This is a genomic window from Streptomyces sp. BBFR102 (assembly GCF_051397025.1).
In the GTDB taxonomy this organism is placed as follows: domain Bacteria; phylum Actinomycetota; class Actinomycetes; order Streptomycetales; family Streptomycetaceae; genus Streptomyces.
This window is the reverse complement of the sequence record NZ_CP195757.1, coordinates 3056068-3077065: the sequence shown is the minus strand read 5'-3', so window position 1 is coordinate 3077065 and position 20998 is coordinate 3056068. Positions and strand designations below refer to the sequence as shown.

Genomic DNA, 20998 nt, shown 5'->3' with positions numbered 1-20998 from the left:
GTCCGCTGCCGGCTCAATCCGCCCTGCGGACACGCGGGTGGCCGTGCGCGGCCGGGTCAGCGCTCGGCGCGGCCGACGAGGAGCCCGTCCTCGCAGCGGTCGACGCGGACCGTGTCACCGTCGACGACCTCGCCGGCCAGGATCTCCTTGGCGAGCCGGTCGCCGATGGCCGTCTGGATCAGGCGGCGCAGCGGCCGGGCGCCGTACGCCGGGTCGAACCCCTCCTTCGCCAGCCAGGCCAGTGCCTCGGGCGTCACGTCGAGGGTCAGGCGGCGGTCGGCGAGGCGCTTGGCCAGGCCGGCGATCTGGAGCCCGGCGATCCGGGCCAGCTCGTCCTGGTCCAGCGCCGAGAAGACCACCAGATCGTCCAGGCGGTTGAGGAACTCCGGCTTGAAGGAGGCCCGGACCACCTCCATCACCTGGCGCTTCTTCTCCTCCTCGGGCGCGGACCCGACCAGGTACTGACTGCCGAGGTTGCTGGTCAGCACCAGGATGGTGTTCCGGAAGTCGACCGTGCGGCCCTGCCCGTCGGTGAGCCGCCCGTCGTCCAGCACCTGGAGCAGGATGTCGAAGACCTCCGGGTGCGCCTTCTCCACCTCGTCCAGCAGCACGACGCTGTACGGGCGCCGCCGCACCGCCTCGGTGAGTTGGCCGCCCTCCTCGTACCCGACGTAGCCGGGGGGCGCGCCGACCAGGCGGGCCACCGAGTGCTTCTCGCCGTACTCGCTCATGTCGATGCGGATCATGGCCCGCTCGTCGTCGAAGAGGAAGTCGGCGAGCGCCTTGGCCAGTTCGGTCTTGCCGACGCCGGTCGGGCCGAGGAAGAGGAACGATCCGGTCGGCCGGTCCGGGTCGGCGATCCCGGCGCGGGTGCGGCGCACCGCGTCCGAGACGGCCTGGACAGCCTCGCTCTGGCCGATCAGGCGGCGGCCCAGCTCCGCCTCCATCCGCAGCAGCTTCTGCGTCTCCCCCTCCAGCAGGCGGCCGGCCGGGATGCCGGTCCAGGAGCCGACCACGTCCGCGATGTCGTCGGGGCCGACCTCCTCCTTGACCATGGTGTCCCTGGCGGCCTCCTCCTCGGCCTCGGACGCCGCCTCCAGGTCCCGCTCCAGGGTCGGGATCTCGCCGTAGAGCAGCTTGGAGGCGGTGTCGAAGTCGCCGTCGCGCTGGGCGCGTTCGGCCTGGCCGCGCAGTTCGTCCAGGCGCTCCTTCAGCTCACCGACGCGGTTGAGGGACTGCTTCTCCTTCTCCCAGCGGGCGGTGAGCCCGCGCAGCTCCTCCTCGCGGTCGGCGAGGTCGCGGCGCAGCTTCTCCAGCCGCTGCCGGGAGGCCGGGTCGGTCTCCTTGTCGAGCGCCAGCTCCTCCATCTTCAGCCGGTCCACCGAGCGCTGCAGCTCGTCGATCTCCAGCGGCGAGGAGTCGATCTCCATGCGCAGCCGGGAGGCGGCCTCGTCGACCAGGTCGATGGCCTTGTCGGGCAGGAAGCGCGAGGTGATGTACCGGTCGGAGAGGGTCGCGGCGGCCACCAGCGCGCTGTCCGCGATCTGCACCTTGTGGTGCGCCTCGTACCGGCCCTTGAGGCCGCGCAGGATCGCGATGGAGTCCTCGACGCTCGGCTCGGCCACCAGCACCTGCTGGAAACGGCGCTCCAGCGCCGGGTCCTTCTCGATCCGCTCGCGGTACTCGTCCAGCGTCGTCGCGCCGACCATGCGCAGCTCGCCGCGGGCCAGCATGGGCTTGAGCATGTTCCCCGCGTCCATGGCGGAGTCGCCGCCGGCGCCCGCGCCGACCACGGTGTGCAGTTCGTCGATGAAGGTGACGATCTGGCCGTCGCTCTCCTTGATCTCGGAAAGGACCGTCTTGAGCCGCTCCTCGAACTCGCCCCGGTACTTTGCGCCCGCGACCATCGCGCCGAGGTCGAGCGAGACCAGCCGCTTGCCCTTCAGCGACTCGGGGACGTCGCCCTTGACGATGCGCTGGGCCAGCCCCTCCACGACGGCGGTCTTGCCGACGCCGGGCTCGCCGATGAGGACCGGGTTGTTCTTGGTGCGCCGCGAGAGCACCTGCACGACGCGGCGGATCTCCTGGTCCCGGCCGATGACCGGGTCGAGCTTGCCCTCGCGGGCGGCGGCCGTGAAGTCCGTGCCGAACTTCTCCAGTGCCTTGTACTGCCCCTCGGGGTCGGGCGTGGTCACCCGGCGTCCTCCTCGTGTGGTGCGGAATGCCTCCAGCAGCTTCCCAGCCGTCGCGCCCTGCCCGGTGAGCACCTCGCCGGCCGGGCCGCCCTTGGCGGCGATGCCGATCAGCAGGTGCTCGGTGGAGAGGTACTCGTCGCCCAGCTCCTCGGCGCGACCGCCGGCGTCGGCGATGACCGCGAGCAGGTCCCGGTTGGGCTGCGGCGGGGCGACGGTCGAGCCGGTGACGCTGGGGAGCGAGCCGAGGACGCGCTCGGCCCCCGCGCGGACCGCTGCCTGGTCGGCCTCGACGGCGGCCAGGAGGTCGACCAGGTTCTCGTTGTCCTGCCCCTCCAGGAGGGCCAGGAGCAGGTGGGCCGGGGTCAGGTCCGGGTTCCCCGCGGAGACCGCCCGGGTGGTCGCCGCGCTGAGCGCGTCCCGGCTCCTGTTGGTCAGCTCTGCGTCCACGTGCCGTCTCCTCGTCCGTCCATCCCGTCGTGCCTCGTACGTCGTGCGTGCCGCCTGGCTCATCGTGCTCCGCGGGGCCCGGCCTGTCGCGCCGGGGCCACGCCCCGGGCCGGCATCGACCGCGTCGGCACTGACAGAGCCGCCGTACACAAAGTTGAGTCTAGTCCACTCAAGCCGTTGAGGTCATCTCCGAACCCCGCCCGCCCAGGGACCTCGCGCGCGGCCATCACCCCCGTACCGGCCAGCCAGTACGTTCTCGGGGACACCGCTCCCCTCGCGCCCGACAGACCCTCACCGAGCGGGAGGCGGCAGGAAGGGCCCGAGGCCGGGGCGAGTGGCGCCCGCGCCCGTGGCCGGGGGGCCTCCCCCTCACCGGCGGGCGCCCTGCGGCCGTACGCTGCCGCCATGGCTCTCGACCTCACCGCGCCCCCCGCGGGCTTCCTCGCCTTCTGGCGCGAGAAGCACGTCTGCACCCTCACCACCCTCCGGCCCGACGGCACGGCGCACGTCGTCCCGATCGGCGTGACGTACGACCCGGACGAGCGGCTGGCCCGGATCATCACCGGCGGCGGGACCGCCAAGGTCCGCCACGTCCGCGCCGCCGGCCCCGAAGGCGCCCGGGTCGCCGTCTGCCAGCCGGCCGGCCGCTACTGGTCCACCCTGGAGGGCGTCGCCACGGTCAGCGAGGACCCCGCCCGCATCGCCGACGCCGAACGCCGCTACGCCGTCCGCTACGGCCGCGAGCCCCGGGAGAACCCGGCGCGCGTGGTCATCGAGATCGCGGTGGACCGGGCCATGGGGAACCTGCCGCCGGAACAGGCGTAAGGCGCCACAACGACAGCGACGCCACCGTGTTCAGGTCCACGGTGACGTCGCTGCCGGGGGGAGCGCCTGGGCGATCTGTGACGACGGGGGGATCGCGTCTCAGGCGCTGCGGGGGGTGGCTGAGAGAAGTTCTGTCTCGACCGGCTGGTGGTCGCGCTGGTCGAGGTTGACGAAGACCATGCCGTAGCGGACGGCGCAGCGCACGGGCTGGGGGGCGCCGCGAGGGCGGCGCAGGGCCCGGTAGGCGCGGAACCCTTCCTCCTCGTCCCGGACGACCAGGATCGGCTCGCCGAAGAGCGTCACCGTCAGCGGTTCGTCCTCGTCGGGCACGGCACTCACCAGGTCGATGAAGTGCCATCCGGAGCGGTAGGCCGCGGCCATCTCACGCCGGAAGGAATGGTCGTCCGGAGGCATGCTCATGCCTGGACATCCGTGGGCTGGTCCTCCCAGGTCGGCTCGCCGGCGGGGGCGGTCTCCCAGGTGGGCTCGCCCGCGGGGGCGGTCTCCCAGGTAGGCTCACCGGTCGGAGCCAACTCCCAGGTGGGCTCACTCGCGGGGGCGGCCTCCCAGGTCGGCTCACCGGTCGGGGCGAACTCCCAGGTGGGCTCCGACTGGACCGCCACCGGGTTGCCTTCCCAGGTCGGCTCGGCCAGCACCGAGGAAGCGGGCTCGCTCTCCCAGGTGGGCTCGCCACTGGCGATCGCACCGAAGGCAGCCGCGACCGCGAAAGCGCAAAGTACACGAACCATCTTGCTCATGGACGATCTCCACCTCTTCTAATCATTTCCTCCTCCCCCGTCCACATGACGATCGCTCACCAGGACCGCTCGCACCAGCGGATACAGGCATCATGTTCCTGTAATGCATGACCCTGAGGGGGGCTCAGATGGGGACAGACGACCATATACCGGTGCATCCTCACAGCCGTCGCGAGCTGTGCGAGGCGGGACGCCGGCTCTACGCGGACGCGCTGCGGACCGGCCGGATACCCCGCACGGAGGCGGAGGCGGCGCCCTGCCTCATCGACCTGGCACTGGTGCACGCCGACCCGGACGACCCCGAGTGGCTCCGGCCGCTGCCCCCGACGGTAGCGCTCGGCCATCTCGTGCACCCCATCGAGCAGGAGATCCAGGAACGCCGGCGGGCCGCCATCGGCCTCACCGAGACCTTCGCGCCCTTCCTCGCCATGGCGGCCCAGAACCCGGTGGCGTCCAGCGGCATCACCGTGCTGGAGGGGCTGGGACTCATCAACACCACCCTCGACCGGGTCGTCGCGGAATGCTCCGAGGAACTGCTGACCGTACAGCCGGGCAGCGGCCGTAAGCCGGGCACCATAGCCGAGGGGCTGCGCCGCGTCACGCCCCTGCTGGACCGCCGCGTGAAGATGCGCACCCTGTACCAGCACACCGCACGCCACCATTCGGCCACCATCGCCTACGTGGACCGGGTCGGCTCCGAGGTCGAGGTGCGCACCCTGGAGGAGAGCGTCGACCGGCTCATCGTGGTCGACCGCAAGGTGGCGTTCATCCCCGCCCGCTCCGACCGGCAGGTCGCCCTCCAACTACGCCACCCCGGCCTGGTGGAGTACCTCGTCGGCGTCTTCGACCAGTTCTGGCGGCACGCCGTCCCGTGGGACCAGCAGCCCGTCATCTACCGCCCCGAGCTGGACGGCATCACCGGCATCCAGCGCTCCATCGCCAAACTCCTCGTCGAGGGCCACGTGGACGACGCCATCGCCCGCCGCCTGGGCATGAACGTCCGCACCTGCCGCAGCCACATCGCCAAACTGGCCACCACCCTCGGCAGCGGCAGCCGCACCCAGCTCGGCTACCTCATCGCCCGCTCCGGCCTCCTGGACGAGGACGACTGAGCCCGCCCGCCCCGGGAGGAACGCCGAAGGGGCCGGAAGCAGTACGTACTGCTTCCGGCCCCTTCACGCGGGTGGAGCGGCGGCTACTCGCCGGACGGCCGACCCGGCCGCCAGACCACCAGCGCACTGGTGTGCCGCACGTCCTCGTACGGTACGAGGTCGCGGCGGTAGGAGGCGTGCACCTGGGCCTCGCGCTGCCGCATCTGGGCGGCGGCGCCGTCCACCGCTGTGGAGAGTTCCGCGACGCGCTGCTGGAGCGCGGCCACCTGGTTCTCCAGCTCGATGATCCGCTTGATGCCGGCGAGGTTGATGCCCTCGTTCTGCGACAACTGCTGCACCTGGCGGAGCAGTTCGATGTCGCGCGCCGAGTAGCGGCGGCCTCGCCCGGCCGCGCGGTCGGGCGACACCAGGCCGAGACGGTCGTACTGGCGCAACGTCTGCGGGTGGAGCCCGCTCAGCTGGGCCGCCACCGAAATGACGTACACCGGGGTGTCTTCCGTCAGTTCGTAGGGGTTGCGACGTCGTCCGTCCCGGTCCATGGCCTACGCTCCCTTCGCTGCCTTGAACAGCTCCGCCCGCGGGTCCTCGTCCACGGTGGCCTCGCGGTACGCCTCCAGGGCTTCACGGGCCTCGGAGGACAGGTGCTGGGGAACCGCCACGTCGACGGTGACCAGCAGATCGCCCCGGGTGCCGTCCTTGCGGACCGCGCCCTTGCCCCGGGCACGCATGGTGCGGCCCGCGGGGGTGCCCGGCGGCAGCTTCAGCGTCACCGGGGGCCCGCCCAGGGTGGGTACCCGGATCTCGCCGCCGAGCGCGGCCTCCGTGAGGGTGACCGGCACCGTGACGGTGAGGTTGTCGCCCTTGCGCCCGAAGACCGGGTGCTTGCCGACGTGCACCACCACGTACAGGTCGCCCGCCGGCCCGCCGCGCTCACCAGGACTGCCCTTGCCGCGCAGCCGGATGCGCTGCCCGTCCGAGACGCCGGACGGGATGCGGACCTGCATGGTGCGCGAGGACTTGGCCCGACCGGAACCCTTGCAGACCTCGCACGGGTCCTCGGCGATCAGTCCGCGGCCCTTGCAGTCCACGCACGGATCGGTGAGGGAGAAGCCGCCCCCGCCGCCGCGCGAGACCTGGCCGGTCCCGACGCAGGTCGGGCAGACGCGGGGCGTGCCGTTCTTGTCGCCGGTGCCCGAACACGCCTTGCAGGGGGCCTGGCTGGACATCCTCAGCGGCACCGTCGCGCCGTCGACCGCCTCGGTGAAGCTGAGCGTCACCTCGGACTCGATGTCCTGGCCGCGCCGGGGCTGCGTCCGCGTCCCCGCGCCCGCGCCCCCGCGGTTGAACAGCCCGCCGAAGACGTCCCCGAGGCCGCCGCCGAACCCGCCCTGCCCCTGGCCACCGCCGGGGGCGCCGCCCCCGAAGAGGTCGCCCAGGTCGAAGTTGAAGTTGCCGCCGGAGCCGCCACCACCGGGACCGGGGCGGAAGCCGCCGTTCCCGAAGAGGGAGCGCGCCTCGTCGTACTCCTTGCGCTTCTTGGGGTCGCCGAGGATGTCGTTGGCCTCGGAGATCTCCTTGAAGCGCTCCTCGGCCCTGGCGTTGCCCTTGTTGGCGTCCGGGTGGTTCTCCCGGGCCAGCTTGCGGTACGCCTTCTTGATCTCGGCGTCGGTGGCGTCCTTGGGGACGCCGAGGACCTTGTAGTAGTCCTTCTCGATGTAGTCCTTGGTACTCATCGGCGACGTCCCTCCTTCCACTGCGACGTCACCGCCGCGCGGTCACCGGTGAAGGTGACCGCGGCGGCGGTGAGCGGTTCAGCCCTCCTGCGGGCCACCGTTCTCCTCGTCCGGCTTCGCCCCGTCCTGCTCGGCCTCGGCCTGCTCGGCCTTGGCGTCCGCCTGGGGCTTGGCCTGCTGGGCGCCCGGCTGGGGCTCGGCCACCGCGACCCGGGCGGGCCGGATGGTGCGCTCGCCGATGCGGTACCCCGGCTGGAGGACCGCGACGCACGTCGTCTCCGTGACGTCGGGCGCGTAGCTGTGCATCAGGGCCTCGTGGATGGTCGGGTCGAAGGGCTCGCCCTCCTTGCCGAACTGGACCAGGCCCAGCTTGGCGGTGACCGTCTCCACCGACTCGGCTACCGACTTGAAGCCGCCGACCAGCTCGCCGTGGTCACGGGCGCGGCCGATGTCGTCGAGGACCGGCAGCATCTCGGCCAGCATGCCCGCGATCGCCACCTCCTTGACGGCGGCCCGGTCCCGCTCGACCCGGCGCCGGTAGTTCTGGTACTCGGCCTGGAGCCGCTGGAGGTCGGCGGTGCGCTCGGCGAGAGCCGTGCGCACCTGGTCCAGCTGGGCCGTCAGACCGTCCGTGGCGTCGGTGCCCGCGCCCGCCGGACCCGCCTCCGAGGAGGCGGGCCCGGCGGTCTCGGCCGCGTCGTCCGAGGAGGCACCGGGGGTGACGTCAGCGTCCTGCTGCTCGTCGGATCCGGGGGTCTCCTCGGTCACGCCGCACCGCCCTTGCGCTTGTCGTTGTCGTCGTCGACGATCTCGGCGTCGACCACGTCGTCGTCACCCTGCTGGGCCTGCTCGCCGCCCTGGGCACCCTGGGCGCCGGCCTCGCCGCCCGCGGCCTGGGCGTCGGCGTACATGGCCTGGCCGAGCTTCTGCGAGACGGCCGCGACCTTCTCGGTGGCCGTGCGGATCTCGGCGGAGTCGTCGCCCTTGAGCTTCTCCTTCAGCTCGGCGACGGCCTCCTCGACCTCCGTCTTGACCTCAGCGGGGACCTTGTCCTCGTTGTCCTTGAGGAACTTCTCGGTCTGGTACGCGAGCTGCTCGCCCTGGTTGCGGGACTCGGCGGCCTCGCGGCGCTTGTGGTCCTCCTCCGCGTACTTCTCGGCCTCCTCGCGCATGCGGTTGACCTCGTCCTTCGGCAGCGAGGAGCCGCCGGTGACGGTCATCTTCTGCTCCTTGCCCGTGCCCAGGTCCTTCGCGGTCACGTGCATGATGCCGTTGGCGTCGATGTCGAAGGAGACCTCGATCTGCGGGACGCCGCGCGGGGCCGGCGGCAGACCCGTCAGCTCGAACATCCCGAGCTTCTTGTTGTACGCCGCGATCTCGCGCTCGCCCTGGTAGACCTGGATCTGCACGGAGGGCTGGTTGTCCTCGGCGGTGGTGAAGATCTCGGACCGCTTGGTCGGGATCGTCGTGTTCCGCTCGATGAGCTTGGTCATGATGCCGCCCTTGGTCTCGATACCGAGGGACAGCGGGGTGACGTCGAGGAGCAGGACGTCCTTGACCTCGCCCTTGAGGACACCGGCCTGGAGCGAGGCGCCGATGGCGACGACCTCGTCCGGGTTGACGCCCTTGTTGGCCTCCTTGCCGCCGGTCATCTCCTTGACCAGCTCGGCGACGGCCGGCATGCGGGTGGAGCCACCGACGAGAACGACGTGGTCGATCTCGGAGAGCTGGATGCCCGCGTCCTTGATGACGTTGTGGAACGGCGTCTTGCAGCGCTCCAGCAGGTCGGAGGTGAGCTGCTGGAACTGGGCGCGGGTGAGCTTCTCGTCCAGGTGCAGCGGGCCCTCGGCGGAGGCCGTGATGTAGGGCAGGTTGATCGAGGTCTCGGTGGACGAGGACAGCTCGATCTTGGCCTTCTCGGCGGCCTCGCGCAGGCGCTGGAGGGCCATCTTGTCCTTGGCCAGGTCCACACCGTGGCCGGAGTGGAACTGCTTGACCAGGTAGTCGACGACGCGCTGGTCCCAGTCGTCGCCACCGAGGTTGTTGTCGCCGTTGGTGGCCTTCACCTCGACGACGCCGTCGCCGATCTCCAGGAGGGACACGTCGAAGGTGCCGCCACCGAGGTCGAAGACGAGGATCGTCTGGTCGTCCTTGTCGAGGCCGTACGCCAGGGCGGCGGCGGTGGGCTCGTTGACGATGCGCAGGACGTTCAGGCCCGCGATCTCGCCGGCCTCCTTGGTGGCCTGGCGCTCCGAGTCGTTGAAGTAGGCCGGGACGGTGATGACCGCGTCCGTGACCTTCTCGCCCAGGTAGGACTCCGCGTCGCGCTTGAGCTTCTGCAGGATGAAGGCGCTCATCTGCTGCGGGTTGAAGCTCTTGCCGTCGATGTCGATCTTCCAGTCGGTGCCCATGTGGCGCTTGACCGACCGGATGGTCCTGTCGACGTTGGTCACTGCCTGACGCTTCGCGACCTCGCCGACGAGCACCTCGCCGTTCTTGGCGAAGGCGACGACGGACGGCGTGGTCCTGGCGCCCTCGGCGTTGGTGATCACGGTGGGCTCGCCGCCCTCCAGAACGCTGACGACCGAGTTGGTCGTGCCCAGGTCGATGCCGACCGCACGTGCCATGTCAATTCCTCCAGCTGACTACTTGAGTGGAACTGACTCAAGGATGCATGAGGGCGCGCGGCGCGTCAACGTGCTTGAGTCGGTGAGGCTCAAGTTTTATTCGGCCAGTCCGAGCAGAGGGCCGCCGACTCGGTCCGCCTTCGCAGGTCAGGGGCGGTTCGAGCGGGGGCTCGGCCCGCCCCGGGGCGAGGCGGCCCCAGGCGTCGGCCGGGCCGGGATGCGCGTCTCGCCGCCTTCGGGCACCGGGCGCCGACGGCCTCGAACGCCGACCGGACGGGGAGGGGCGGCCCGAGTCACCGTGGCGGGCGGGGGGAGTTTCGGGGCGGGGCCGGGTCGGTCGGGGGAATGCCGGGGCGCAGGGCGGAGTATGGGGCGAGTCGCGCCCTATGGGGCAAATCGTCCGCCCCGCGTGCGCTGGGTGAGTGTGAGGAGATTCGGGTGGAGCCGTCGCAGCCCTCCCCTGGTGATGTCGGGGCCGTCGCCGGTGCCGCGCCGGCGGGGATCGCCGCCGTACCGCTGGAGGAGGCCGCCCGTACCTCGTACGTGGGGCGGCGGGCGCCGGTGGTGGCGGTGCTGATGACCTCGCGGGACCGTCGCCGGCAGACCCTGCGGGCGCTGGACGCCCTCGCCGACCAGCGGTCCCTGCCGCCCGGTACGGCCCTGCGCGTCCACCTGGTCGACGCCGGTTCGCGGGACGGCACCGCCGAAGCGGTCCGGGCCGCCCACCCCGAGGTCCAGGTGCACCCGGCCGGGCCGCGGGTCCGCTGGGGCGAGGGCATCCGGATGGCCAGCCGGAACAGCAGGGCGGCCGGGACCACCCCCTTCACCCACCAGTTCTGGCTGCGCGACGACGTGGTCCTCGCCGACGAGGCGCTGGCCCTGCTCCTGGCCACCTCCCGCTCGCTCGGCGACACCGCGGTGGTGGTCGGCGCCGTACGCGACGGCCGCGTGCCCGGCGCCCGGCCCGGCACCGCGCCGCTCGCCTACTCCGGACGCCGCCGCACCCGCGCCCCGCACCGGCTGCCACTGGTCGAGCCGACCGGGCGCACCGAACTCTGCGACACCTACGACGGGGCCGCCGTGCTGCTGCCCCGTGCCGCCCGCGAGCGGGCCGGCGACCTCGACCGGGCCTTCCGCCACACCCTCGGCGACCTCGACCACGGGCTGCGCGCCCGCCGGGCGCGGGTGCCCGCCTTCGTCGCCCCGCGCGCCGTCGGCGAACGCCACGCCCTGCCGCTGCCACCCGCCTGGGAGGAACCCGGCATCGGGGTACGCGAGGCCCTGCGCCGCCGTGCCGCCGACCTGCCGCCCCGTGCCTGGTGGACGTACTGCCTGCGGCACGCGGGGGCCCGTGCTCCGCTCCTGGTCGCCGCGCCCTATCTGCGCACCGTCGTGCGGGCGGCGCGGGGCTGAACTCCGTCACGAGCTGGGCACGGGCGACGTCACCGGCTCGTACCGCTCCGGTGACGTCCGCCTCGGCGCTCTCCCGCGCCACGCCCGCTCCCGGCGGCCCTCGCCGCCTGTGCGGCTGACGCCGCTGCCGCCGTCACGCGGCCAGCCCACCGCCCAGAAGCGGTGGTAGTCGCTCCGCCCGGTCCCGCCGGGCAGTCAGCGGGATAGTGCCAGGCAACAGGGGTGTGCTGCAAGGTGGTTGCCTGCGGCGCCGGATGAGCTGGGGGTTGGCCCCAGGGGCCGCTGGGGTCGGGCGCGGGGAGTCCGCCGCGCCGGTCGCGGACTGGCCTCGGACGCCGGCCGGGCTGGGATGGGGTGCGGAGAGCCGGGCCGCACCGTCACCGACTGGCCTCAACCGCCCGCCGGGCTGGATTGGGGCGCGCGCCCGTCGTCAGACACCGGTCGCCGATGGCCTCGGCGCCGGCCGGGCCGGAGGTTGGCCGCGCGCCGTCGCCGGGTCGGCGTCAGGGCGTGGCGCCGGGGAGTTCGAGGGCGGCTGCCAGGGTTCGCCAGGCGGCGATGGGGAGGTCCTGCAGGGGGTCGGCGGTGACGACCTGGAGGGCGACGTGGTCGGCGCCGGCCTCGTGGAAGGCGGTGACGCGGGCGCGAACGCGCTCGGCGTCGCCGTAGGCGACCACGGCGTCGAGGAGGGCGTCGCTGCCGCCGTCCTCGAAGTCGGCGGGGCCGAACCCGGCGCGGCGCAGGTTGTTGGTGTAGTTGGGGAGTTCGAGGTAGAAGCGGAGGTAGGCGCGGGCGGTCTCGCGGGCCCGGGCGAGGTCGTCGTCGAGGACGACCTTCAGTTCGGGGGCGAGGAGCGGGCCGGAGCCGAGTGCCTCGCGGGCCTCGGCGACGTATCCCTCGGTCACGAGGTACGGGTGGGCACCCGCGGCCCGGTCCTTGGAGAGCTGGAGCATCTTCGGCCCGAGGGCGGCGAGGACGCGCTGCCGGGCGGGGACGGGGTGGGGCGCCTCGTCGAGGACGGTCAGGTACTCCCGCATGGCGGTGTACGGCCTGGCGTACTCCTTGGGGGCCAGCTGCTGGTGGCTGGCCCCGATGCCGAGGAGGAAGCGGTCGTCGTAGGCGCGGTTGGCGTCGGACGCCTGCTCGGCGACGCGGTCGGCCGGGTGGTCCCAGATGGAGAGGATGCCGGTGGCGACGCGCAGGTGGTGGGTGGCGGCGAGGACCGCCTCGGCGTCGGCGACGCTCGCGCCCCCGCCGACCCAGATGGCCCCGTAGCCGAGTGCCTCGATCTCCTCGGCGGCGTCGGTGATGGCTCCGGCCCGTCCGGTCCCGTCACTGACCCGGAGCGCGCCGCTCCAGATGCCGACGGGGCCGATGCCCAGCTCGCGGGCGGCGGTGGTGCTGGTAGGGCTGGTCATGGTCGTCTCGCTCCTTCGTCGCGGGCCTTCCCTGGGCGGTGGGGGCCGGGCCCGGGCGGTCGGTCCGGTGTCACGGGGGCGGGGGCCCCACCCCGGACATCCTGCTGTCCGGGAGCTGGTATTCCCGGGACCCACGGCGGTGGCAGACCCAGGTGGCGGGATGCCCGGGTCCGGGCCCTCCCCGCGCACATCCCTGCCCTGCCTCACCTGCCCCACCCTCCTCGGTTCGGCGCGCCGCGCGGCAGTACGGCGATCCCGACGAGGAGCAGGCCGACCGAGACCACGAGGGCGCCCCGGTGGCCCCCCGGAAGCAGGACGACGGACCAGACGTACGTCCGGCCTGGCCCGGCGCTGCCGATCAGGGTCATGGCCAGCACCCAGGCGACCGGCGCCACCGCCCCGGCCAGCTCACCCGCCACCCGCCGGACCACCAGGAGCAGCCCGACGAGGAACAGGGTGTTACGGCCCGCCGCGTCCTGATCCGGGCCCCCCGACGCGACGGGGAGCAGCACGACGGCCCCGCAGCCGAGCCCGGCCACGGACAGCGCGAGGACCCGGTCCCACCAGGCGCCCGCCCGCACACCGGTAGCCTCGGCGGACGGCAGCCTGCGGTGCAGGCAGTGGCTGAGGGCGAGGGTGAGCACCAGCGGCGCGAAGAGGAGCAGGGGCTGAGCGGTGGCGCCGTACAGGGACGGCAGTTCCGCGGACGCGTTCCCGACGACGGCGGCGAGCACGGCGAACAGCACGAGGCCGACCGCCGGCACCGGCAGAGCCCGGACCTTCCACCAGAGCGTCATGATCGACCCCCCGGCGAGGGGTCGTACAGATACTTGTCCGCGTCCGCGTCGGCCGTGTACCTGCACTTCCTCAGCGAGGCGGAGGTCTCGGTGAACCACAGGCCCTGCTCGGCACGGGACAGGGGGAGGACCAGGTCGTCGAGGAGCAGCAGGTCCTGGCGCAGGACCATCCGGGCGACCGTGTCCCGATCCGTACCGGTGGTGAGGAGGAGCCATGCCTCCAGCGCCGACCCGCTCCCCACGTAGCCCCGGCAGTCCAGCGGGGGCGCGGCGGCCATGGCGATGGCCCGCTCCGCCTCGGTCCTGTCGGCCCCGGGGCGCAGGAAGTGGTACCAGGTGTCGGCGCGCCGGTCGGCCGGGTCGGCGGTGACGTACGAGATCTGCCGGGGCCGGGGCACGCCCGCTTCGGCGAGGCGGTCCACCACGGAGTCCGCCGCCTCGGTGATCGTCCCGAGGTCCCCTCCGAAGTCGGCGGGTACGCAGACACGCGGCGCGGAACCGGTGCAGACCGGCGCGTCGGAGCGGGCGTAGGGAGGCGGGTCCCCGTCCCACCCCCGCACCGGTGCGCTCGCGAACGCCCCACAGGCGGCGACGACGATGGCGCCCACCGCGGCCGCGGCGCCGAAGCGCGGCAGCCGCGACCGGGCGAGGACCGGCAGACGCGCCGCCTCCCCGCCCAGCACCACGGCGAGCGCCACCCCCACGGCGAGGATGCCGGGCGCCCACAGCGCGACAGGGTGCGTCGTGAGCGCGAAGTTGCCCACGGGGCCGTCCAGCATGCCGGTGAGGTGGCGCGGCCACATCGGGTCCACGATCGTGTTCGGGAGGACGATCCACAGGTAGTCGGCGACCAGCACGAGGGGTGGCGCCAGCAGCCGGGGCAGGACCCAGCCGGCCGCGTACCCTGCCACCGTGTGCGCCGCGATCAGCGCGCCGCACAGGGCCAGGACGCCCAGGTGCGGCCAGTCGTGCGCGCTCCCGGTGTCGATCCGTACCGTCACCAGCGAGACCCCCACCGCCGCCACGCCCAGCGCCGCCACCGGCCACAGGGCGTTCAGCGCGGTCGCGTACCGGCTTCGGACCGGCGCCAGACCGGGCAGCCCGGCGCGGCGCAGGCGTCCCGCCTGACGGGCCGCGAGCGCCGCGCAGGCCGGGCCGTACATGGCGACGCAGAGAGCGGCGAGGGCGGTGTTCCCCGCCCAGTACGGCGGCAGCCGACGGCTGTCGAAGTGGGTGAGGTGCCAGCTCATACCGAGGACCAGGGGAGCCAGCCACAGCACGCCGGAGGTGCGCAGCGCCGTCTTCAGACCCATGCCGAATCCCCCACTGTGCGGTGGTAGGCGGCCTCGCCAAGCCGCCCGGGGGCGGTGCCTTCGGGCGCGAGCGCGAGGAAGCCCGCGACGCTGCCCTGGTACCGCACCTGACCCGCGTCCAGCACGACCACGTGGTCGTAACTCTCCTCCAGGTCGGCCACGTCGTGGGTGGAGAGGATCACGTGCCGGCCGAGCGAGGCGAGCACGTCGTGGAAGACGCGCCGCTGGCGCGGGTCCATGCCGGCGGTCGGCTCGTCCAGGAGCAGCACGTCGGCCTGGTGCACGAGGGACTGCGCCACGCCCACCCGGCGCAGCTGGCCGCCGGAGAGCCGGTTCGCCTTGCGGTCGAGGTGGTCGCCGAGTTCGACCCTGGTCAGCGCGGTCCGCGCCGCGTCCCACGCGTCACGCCGGTTCATGCCCTTCTGCCACCCGACGTACGCGACCTGCTCCCGCGCCGTCAGCCCGGAGAGCGTCTCCACGCGCTGCGGCAGCCAGCCGACCCGCCGCCGGTAGGAACGCAGATCAGCACGGCGCGCGGTGGTTCTTTCCCCGTGCCGGACGGTTCCCTCGCGGGGGAACAGGGCGGAGGCGGCGAGCGCGAGCGTGGTGGACTTGCCCGCGCCGTTGGGCCCGAGGAAGACGGTGCGTCCGGGGGCGAAAGCGAGGGTGAGCCCGTCCAGGACGGGGCGGCGGCGCTGGTATCCGTACATGACGGAGCGCAGTTCGATGGGCATTCGGGAGCCTTCGATGAGGAGGAACCGGCGGGTGCCCTCCTCGACCGAGCAGGGCACCCCGTCTGACCCGGGTCAGTGGATGAAGTCGACGGTCTTCACGCTGAGCATCGGCCCGTAGGTGGCTCCGTTGATCTTGTTGATGGTGAAGTAGAGGCCGTACGCCTGCCGGTTCCAGGTCCCCGACGACGTGCCGCCTTGGAAGCACTTGGTGTAGGTCTTGGATTCGTCGTGCTCGTTCGGCAGCGCCGTCTGGTAGTTGTGCAACTGAACGGTGACCGACTTGCTGTCGAACCCGTTGTCAGAGGTGCAGCCGGTGAATTCGATGGAGGTGCTGCCCTCCAGGTTGTCGTACTGGGACGACGTGAAGCCCACGGTGGCCTGCTTGATGTAGCTGCGGTGGCTGAGCGGCTGTATGGCCGACGAGGTCGCGTCGACGGCAGCGGCCGACGCGGTCGGCGAGGCTGCCAAGGGCAACGCGGCAGCCAGCACGACGACAGCGGCCATCTTGTGCATACGCACGGAAGACTCAGATCCCCCCAGGATCACTTGAAGTAAGTCAACAACAATCCCGACACCCTCGCCCGGTGCACAACTCGGCACGGACAGCGCCGATTTGAGTATGTGCGAAACGATCTTCACGTCAAGGGCACTTTTCCGTCACTGACGGACGGCCTGGCAGTCGGAGCCTCCCCCAGCGACCCACCAGCGCCACGCACCGCGCCCACCGGGGCACCCTCGCCGCCGCACTCCCGCCGACCCGGGCAACGAGCAGTACTGGCCGCCGCCCACCGGCGAGCCGGCCCTCCTGGACCTGCTGACCCGCGTCTTCACCGACCACTGGCGCTCGATCAACTTCGGCCCGATCATCGAGGGCGCCGCCTGGGAGGTCGGCGCCCCTCGGAGCCGACCGACATCAGCCTCCACGACGGCTACGCCACCGTAGGGTCCGGCGCCTGACACTTCCATCACCGCACCAGCGAACACGCCTTCCCCACACCGGAGTTGAGCTGTACCCGATACTGCTCGCGGGCCGGGAGGTACCAGGCGCTCGTCGCCGACGGCCACCCCGCCTCCTGGGTATCCGCCTCTCCAACGGCCGCGCCGAACAGACGAGGACCGCCCTGCTCCCCAACCCCTTCCTCACCGACACCCAACAGCTGGGCGACACCCCTGACTTCAACCGTCTCGCCGCCGGGGACGCCCTGCGCGGCCACTCCCTCGGCCTGGACGCCGATCCGCTGGACCGGCATGGAAGGGATTCAGGCACGAGTGAGGCGCCCGGGGCCGGCCCCGGGCGCGTTCAGGGCGCGGGCCGGATCAGCAGGTAGGGCATGGGCCGGATCTCCCAGTGGAGCCGGGCACCCGAAGGGAGGTCCAGGACGAACCCGCAGGGCTCACCCCGATGCAGCGCGGCGAGCGCGCCGACGCGTCGGCTCCGGGCCCGGGCGACGACCTCCTCCATAGCCCTGGGGATCACCGAGGAGGCATGAGCGATCCGCACCTGCTCACACAGCCGCCGCACGGCGTCCCCGGGCCGGTCGAACATGTCCAGCGCCAGAACGGCCGGCGGCCCGGAAGACGCGGGGGAGAAGCACAGGTTCTCCAGCCAGAAGCCCTGCCGCACCTCGTCTTGGCCGTCGCTCCACGCCGTCACCTGTCGCCCGTGGCTCATACCTGACTCCCTGCTCGGCGCTTGGTGAGCACCCCCGGACAGTCGCCGCGCGGAGCGGCGGGGTGAACGAGGCACTCGCGGAAGGCGTCTGCCAACACGCCTGAGAGCAGGCAGAATTCAGCCCTTGCAGGCATATTTCCCCTCCGAGACCGGTCGCACTGACCACGCCCGGTGACGGTACCGCCACATACGGCTCAGGAGCAATAGTGATGCGGTAGCTACATTGACGCCCGGGTGGGTGGTGCACGCAGAACGGCCCCGAACCGGGGTCCGGTTCGGGGCCGCGAAGGTTGGCGCGCTCAGATCAAGTGGTCGTACTCTCCAGCCTTGACCCCTCGCACGAAGACGGCGAACTGCTCCGGGGTCACCCGGATCGTCGCCTCGGGGTCCTGACTCTCGCGCATGAAGATCACGCCATCCCGAGGCAGGGTTTCCACACAGTTATTGCCGCCTCCGCCACAGAAAGAAGATCGCTGCCATTCATTTTCCGGCATCTTCATGACCTTTCACAATGTGCGTGCGATTTCCCGGATAAGATCTCGCGACTCTGCGACGCCAAGACTACGGGATTCCATCTCGGACAGCAGATCCCGATACGCATCGAGCTGCGCCGCCGCATCAAGGAAGGCCGCCCCGTGCGCGAAGTCGAGCTGCACCGTGTCCAGCTTCGGGACATCACCCTCCGCAAGGAGTACAGCCTGCCCCGAACCGGCAAAGCCGTCAGCCTCGAAGGTCAGCACCCGTATCGTGCAGTTGGGCCGTTCGGAGAGGCTCAGGAGGTGATCCAACTGAGCGCGCGCCATCTTCGGCCCGCCGAACCTCATCCTGAGCGCCGCCTCATGGACGACCGCGCTGAAATGGGGCCCTCCGTCAGCATCCAGGATTTCAGCCCTCCGCATCCGGTGCTCGACCCTGGCACCGACATGCTCCTCGTCCAACCGCGGAAACGTGAAGTCGAAGACTGCCCGCGCATAGCCTTCGGTCTGCGTCAAACCGGGAAGATGAGCGATTTGATAAGTGCGCAGACTCTTCGCCTTCGCCTCAAGTTCCGTCAAATCAAGAAATCCTGCGGGAAGCGTACCGCGATACTCCTCCCACCAGCCACGCTCACGCTCTGCGACCATCGCCAGCAGCGCTTGAAGATAGGGCTCATCGCAACACCCGTAGCTGTTCGCCAGCACCCGCAGGCGATCCGAGCCAACACCCGACCGAGCCGTCTCCATGTGACTGATCTTGGTGTGATCGATGCCGAGCAGCGCTGCGGCTTCACGCGCGTTCAGGCCGGCGGCCTCCCGCATCTTCCTCAACTCCGCACCGAGGCGTCGCTGGCGGGCGGTCGTCACTGTCCTTGGAGGCATGCCGCCAGTCTGCCCCGTTGAGGTGAACCGGGTCCACAAGGATCAACATAGATCCTGCATTCCGTAGCTATGTTGATCCCGGGTGGCCTATGGTTCTGACAGCGCCAGCAGCACCCCGGGAAGACCCGAAGTGCAGCCATCCGCACGCCTGTTCAGGCGCCCCGGGGGATGGCCACTGCCACGGACGGTGGTGCCGACCGGTGCTCACGTCACCTTTGGGAAGACATGGGGAACCACCGAATGAGCAGGTCAACAGCTCCGCCCCTCGACAACGCGGCAGCCCGTTTCAGCCTCCCGAGTACGGCCGCCGCCCCCAGGCTCATGCGGAGCCTGGTCTCGGCTCTCCTCGTCACGGTGGGCCGCCCCCACCTGGCCGACGACGCCCGCCTGTGCGTCAGCGAACTGACCACCAACGTCCGCCGCCACACCGCCACACCCGCGATCCACCTCGACGTCACCGCGCACCCCGGCCGGGTCGCCGTCGCGGTCTGGGACGACAGCGGGGACATCTGGCCGTCCACCCTCCCCGCCACGCGCGACCGCCGCGACCCCGGGGAACACGGTCGCGGCCTCCTCCTCGTCCACCGCCTCGCGGCCACCTGGGGCGTCGCCTGGCCGGTACCGCGTGACCGGGGGCGTAAGACGGTGTGGTTCGACCTGGACGACGGGCCCTACCGCTCGGCCTCCTGACAGGGCGTCGGTGTCCGGCGAAACCGGGCGCCGGCGCGGACCGCTCCCGGTTCGGGGCGGCCGCAGCCGTTCCGCTCACCGTTCAGGCGAGCAGGCGGCCACGGATCTCCTCCCGTAGGTCACGGCCTCGGGGTGTGCCCGCGTAAGGACCCGCCTCCCGGTAGAGCTCGCCGAGCCGGTCGCGGAGACGCCGCGAGTCCACGGCTCCCATCAGGTGAAGACAACGGGAGGTCTCCTCAGCCGCGCCTTCGACTTCCCCGGCGACCAGGTGGGTGCGGGCGAGTCCGAGGTGGTCGAACGCCTTTGAGCGTCGGCGGTGCTCCGGACGGTGTGCGAGGGCTGCGAGGACCAACTCCTGCGAACGGCGGGCTCTGGTGGCTCGCTCGGGCCCGGTGAGGTGCTTGGCGGCGATCTGGTGCGCCATCCCGAGGGTGGCGCACAGCTCGGGGAGGTCGAAGTACGCCATGTGTGGCGACTCGTTCTCCGTGTCGACGCGGGCGAAGTGGTCTTGGGCGCGGTCTGCTGCGGCACAGCTTTCCGCGGGCCGGCCCAGGATGGCGAGGAAGCGTGCCTCCAGGGCGGTGAGGGCGGCCGCCGTGGCGGGGGTCATCTGGTTGCGGGCGCCGTACTGGGCGAGCGCGACGAGTTCGAGGGCGTCCTGGGGACGGTCGAGGTGTGACATCTGCCGGGCCATGCACTGGAGGATGTGCGCGCCCAGGGCGCGGTCCTGGGCTTCGGTGGCGGCGTGGAGTGCGGAGATGAAGATGCGCTGGGCGGCGGCGTGGCGGCCGGCGTCGAAGCTCATCCAGCCGGCGACGCTGCCGAGGTCGGCTGCGGCGGCGAAGAGGTCGCGGCCCACGTGCTCGGTGTACGTGCCGGTTCGCAGCATGGCCATCACGGTGTCGGCTTGGCCGAGGACGGCCGTGCGGGACAGGCCGCCGCCTCTCCGGTTGTCCAGGTCGCGGAAGGTCGCGGTGGTTTGCCGTACCGCCTCGACGTCGGAGGTTCCGATCCGGCGTCCGGTGCGGTGATGCGTACGAGGGTCAGGGTCGTTGGGGGTGGTTAAGGCCCACTGCTGAAGGGGTGCGAGCAGGTGGTCGGCGGTGTGGACGCGGGCCGCTTCGGGCTCGGTTCGGGTATCGGGCAGCATCATCTCGCTCCGGATGATTTGACTGAGGGCGGTGAGCGCGCTCGTGCGGGTCCACGGCAACCGGACCCCTCCGACTGGCCCGTGGTCGCCCGGAAGGCCAATGTCCTCGCAGCTGAGTGATGCGCCGGACAGCGAGGTGAGAACATCCACGATCAACCGGGGCACCGGCGGGCGGGGCACAGCCCCCTTGCGCCAGGCCCGTACGCGACTCTCGTCGGTACCGAGCCCTGTGACGCCCTCGTCCTGTCCACGGGCGTTGACGAGCCGTGCGAGCTGCCCGTTCGACAGTCCGCAGCGGTTCATCCAGTGTTCCAGCAACGCGTTTCGCTGCTGGTGGAGCGGGGGCCGGCCCATGCTGGTCCTCCGTAGATGTTGACCTTTCAGGGTAGTACGCGTACTCCAACTCGGCTGTGGACGGCAGTAATTCACCGCCAAGCACCGGCAGGCACCGGTCCGCGCGCCGAACCACACCCGGTTCTCCAAGGGGCGTGAGCCGCCGCCGATCACCGGTCAGCGCCGGATTCCGCTCAGGTCTCCGAACGGGTGTGCTGTGGGTGTCGCCGGGCACTCCGGCGCGACACAAGAGGAGGCGGCGATGGCGCCGGAGATCCACGACGACAGCATGCCGCTGCTGCTCACCGAGCCGGTCGACGAGGTGACCCTGGGCCGCGGGACGGAGACCCGCGAGGCCACCCACACCTACGACATGGTCTAGCAGCTCCTCCCGCCGCCCGGCGAGATGCCCGGTGCTGCCGC

22 protein-coding genes are annotated in these 20998 nt (G+C 71.7%); 6 read left to right on the top strand and 16 right to left on the bottom strand.

The window, feature by feature from the left end:
* Positions 1-56: 56 nt before the first annotated feature.
* Positions 57-2642, bottom strand: a complete 2586-nt coding sequence (gene clpB / locus ACSLIC_RS13645) for an ATP-dependent chaperone ClpB (protein ID WP_436737942.1) — start codon at positions 2640-2642, stop codon at positions 57-59.
* A gap of 405 nt (positions 2643-3047) precedes the next feature.
* On the opposite strand from clpB, the gene ACSLIC_RS13640 reads away from it, so the two are divergent.
* Positions 3048-3467 carry a pyridoxamine 5'-phosphate oxidase family protein gene (locus ACSLIC_RS13640; RefSeq protein WP_436737941.1) on the top strand — a complete coding sequence of 140 codons (420 nt, stop codon included), beginning with the start codon at positions 3048-3050 and terminating at the stop codon, positions 3465-3467.
* 99 nt (positions 3468-3566) lie between these two features.
* On the opposite strand, the gene ACSLIC_RS13635 is transcribed toward ACSLIC_RS13640, so the two are convergent.
* Together ACSLIC_RS13635 and ACSLIC_RS13630 are read right to left on the bottom strand one after the other, a co-directional pair.
* On the bottom strand, positions 3567-3887 hold the full coding sequence (locus ACSLIC_RS13635; RefSeq protein ID WP_436737940.1) for a (2Fe-2S)-binding protein: 321 nt from the start codon (positions 3885-3887) through the stop codon (positions 3567-3569).
* Positions 3884-4225 (bottom strand): hypothetical protein, encoded by a 342-nt coding sequence (locus ACSLIC_RS13630; protein WP_436737939.1) that lies wholly within the window; start codon positions 4223-4225, stop codon positions 3884-3886. The genes ACSLIC_RS13635 and ACSLIC_RS13630 overlap by 4 nt, the downstream gene beginning before the upstream one ends.
* Positions 4226-4353: 128 nt before the next feature.
* On the opposite strand from ACSLIC_RS13630, the gene ACSLIC_RS13625 reads away from it, so the two are divergent.
* On the top strand, positions 4354-5337 hold the full coding sequence (locus ACSLIC_RS13625) for a helix-turn-helix transcriptional regulator (protein ID WP_436737938.1): 984 nt from the start codon (positions 4354-4356) through the stop codon (positions 5335-5337).
* Positions 5338-5420: 83 nt separating this feature from the next.
* Here the strand turns inward: ACSLIC_RS13625 and ACSLIC_RS13620 are convergent, their stop codons facing one another.
* From ACSLIC_RS13620 to dnaK, 4 genes are all read right to left on the bottom strand, one after another.
* Positions 5421-5876 carry a heat shock protein transcriptional repressor HspR gene (locus tag ACSLIC_RS13620; RefSeq protein ID WP_436737937.1) on the bottom strand — a complete coding sequence of 152 codons (456 nt, stop codon included), beginning with the start codon at positions 5874-5876 and terminating at the stop codon, positions 5421-5423.
* A 3-nt stretch (positions 5877-5879) separates the two neighbouring features.
* On the bottom strand, positions 5880-7070 hold the full coding sequence (gene dnaJ, locus ACSLIC_RS13615) for a molecular chaperone DnaJ (protein ID WP_436737936.1): 1191 nt from the start codon (positions 7068-7070) through the stop codon (positions 5880-5882).
* 78 nt (positions 7071-7148) lie between these two features.
* Entirely contained in the window at positions 7149-7838 is a 690-nt protein-coding gene (grpE, locus tag ACSLIC_RS13610) for a nucleotide exchange factor GrpE (protein ID WP_436737935.1), read from the bottom strand.
* A complete protein-coding gene (gene dnaK, locus ACSLIC_RS13605; protein ID WP_436737934.1) occupies positions 7835-9697 on the bottom strand; it encodes a molecular chaperone DnaK in 1863 nt (620 codons plus the stop codon). Before dnaK ends, grpE begins: the two co-directional genes overlap by 4 nt.
* Before the next feature lie 438 nt (positions 9698-10135).
* Here dnaK and ACSLIC_RS13600 point away from each other — a divergent pair, with 438 nt between their 5' ends.
* The gene (locus ACSLIC_RS13600) at positions 10136-11110 is read left to right on the top strand and encodes a glycosyltransferase family 2 protein (protein ID WP_436737933.1); all 975 of its coding nucleotides are present in this window, start codon (positions 10136-10138) and stop codon (positions 11108-11110) included.
* 503 nt (positions 11111-11613) lie between these two features.
* On the opposite strand, the gene ACSLIC_RS13595 is transcribed toward ACSLIC_RS13600, so the two are convergent.
* The 5 genes from ACSLIC_RS13595 to ACSLIC_RS13575 all read right to left on the bottom strand — a co-directional run bounded on the left by ACSLIC_RS13595 (position 11614) and on the right by ACSLIC_RS13575 (position 16011).
* Positions 11614-12528 carry a TIGR03620 family F420-dependent LLM class oxidoreductase gene (locus ACSLIC_RS13595; RefSeq protein WP_436737932.1) on the bottom strand — a complete coding sequence of 305 codons (915 nt, stop codon included), beginning with the start codon at positions 12526-12528 and terminating at the stop codon, positions 11614-11616.
* A 203-nt stretch (positions 12529-12731) separates the two neighbouring features.
* Positions 12732-13325: a hypothetical protein gene (locus tag ACSLIC_RS13590; RefSeq protein ID WP_436737931.1), complete on the bottom strand. Its 594-nt coding sequence runs from the start codon at positions 13323-13325 to the stop codon at positions 12732-12734.
* Positions 13322-14638, bottom strand: coding sequence for a DUF7224 domain-containing protein (locus tag ACSLIC_RS13585; RefSeq protein WP_436737930.1), 1317 nt, complete (start codon positions 14636-14638; stop codon positions 13322-13324). Before ACSLIC_RS13585 ends, ACSLIC_RS13590 begins: the two co-directional genes overlap by 4 nt.
* Entirely contained in the window at positions 14629-15372 is a 744-nt protein-coding gene (locus ACSLIC_RS13580) for an ABC transporter ATP-binding protein (protein WP_436737929.1), read from the bottom strand. Before ACSLIC_RS13580 ends, ACSLIC_RS13585 begins: the two co-directional genes overlap by 10 nt.
* A 72-nt stretch (positions 15373-15444) precedes the next feature.
* Positions 15445-16011 carry a hypothetical protein gene (locus tag ACSLIC_RS13575; protein ID WP_436737928.1) on the bottom strand — a complete coding sequence of 189 codons (567 nt, stop codon included), beginning with the start codon at positions 16009-16011 and terminating at the stop codon, positions 15445-15447.
* Between the two features lie 166 nt (positions 16012-16177).
* On the opposite strand from ACSLIC_RS13575, the gene ACSLIC_RS13570 reads away from it, so the two are divergent.
* Positions 16178-16315: a DUF7676 family protein gene (locus ACSLIC_RS13570; protein ID WP_436740370.1), complete on the top strand. Its 138-nt coding sequence runs from the start codon at positions 16178-16180 to the stop codon at positions 16313-16315.
* Between the two features lie 10 nt (positions 16316-16325).
* The gene (locus ACSLIC_RS13565; protein WP_436740369.1) at positions 16326-16700 is read left to right on the top strand and encodes a DUF7676 family protein; all 375 of its coding nucleotides are present in this window, start codon (positions 16326-16328) and stop codon (positions 16698-16700) included.
* Here the strand turns inward: ACSLIC_RS13565 and ACSLIC_RS13560 are convergent.
* The 3 genes from ACSLIC_RS13560 to ACSLIC_RS13550 form a co-directional block, all read right to left on the bottom strand.
* Positions 16673-17044, bottom strand: coding sequence for a hypothetical protein (locus ACSLIC_RS13560; protein ID WP_436737927.1), 372 nt, complete (start codon positions 17042-17044; stop codon positions 16673-16675). The genes ACSLIC_RS13565 and ACSLIC_RS13560 overlap by 28 nt on opposite strands.
* A 299-nt stretch (positions 17045-17343) precedes the next feature.
* Complete coding sequence (locus ACSLIC_RS13555) at positions 17344-17544, bottom strand: DUF397 domain-containing protein (protein ID WP_436737926.1); 201 nt, start codon at positions 17542-17544, stop codon at positions 17344-17346.
* Positions 17545-17550: 6 nt separating this feature from the next.
* Positions 17551-18387, bottom strand: coding sequence for a helix-turn-helix domain-containing protein (locus ACSLIC_RS13550; protein ID WP_436737925.1), 837 nt, complete (start codon positions 18385-18387; stop codon positions 17551-17553).
* 255 nt (positions 18388-18642) lie between these two features.
* Between ACSLIC_RS13550 and ACSLIC_RS13545 the strand changes: the two genes are divergently transcribed.
* Positions 18643-19092 carry an ATP-binding protein gene (locus ACSLIC_RS13545; RefSeq protein WP_436737924.1) on the top strand — a complete coding sequence of 150 codons (450 nt, stop codon included), beginning with the start codon at positions 18643-18645 and terminating at the stop codon, positions 19090-19092.
* An 82-nt stretch (positions 19093-19174) separates the two neighbouring features.
* Here ACSLIC_RS13545 and ACSLIC_RS13540 read toward each other — a convergent pair whose 3' ends face one another.
* Positions 19175-20245, bottom strand: a complete 1071-nt coding sequence (locus ACSLIC_RS13540; RefSeq protein WP_436737923.1) for a transcriptional regulator — start codon at positions 20243-20245, stop codon at positions 19175-19177.
* Between the last annotated feature and the right edge of the window lie 753 nt (positions 20246-20998).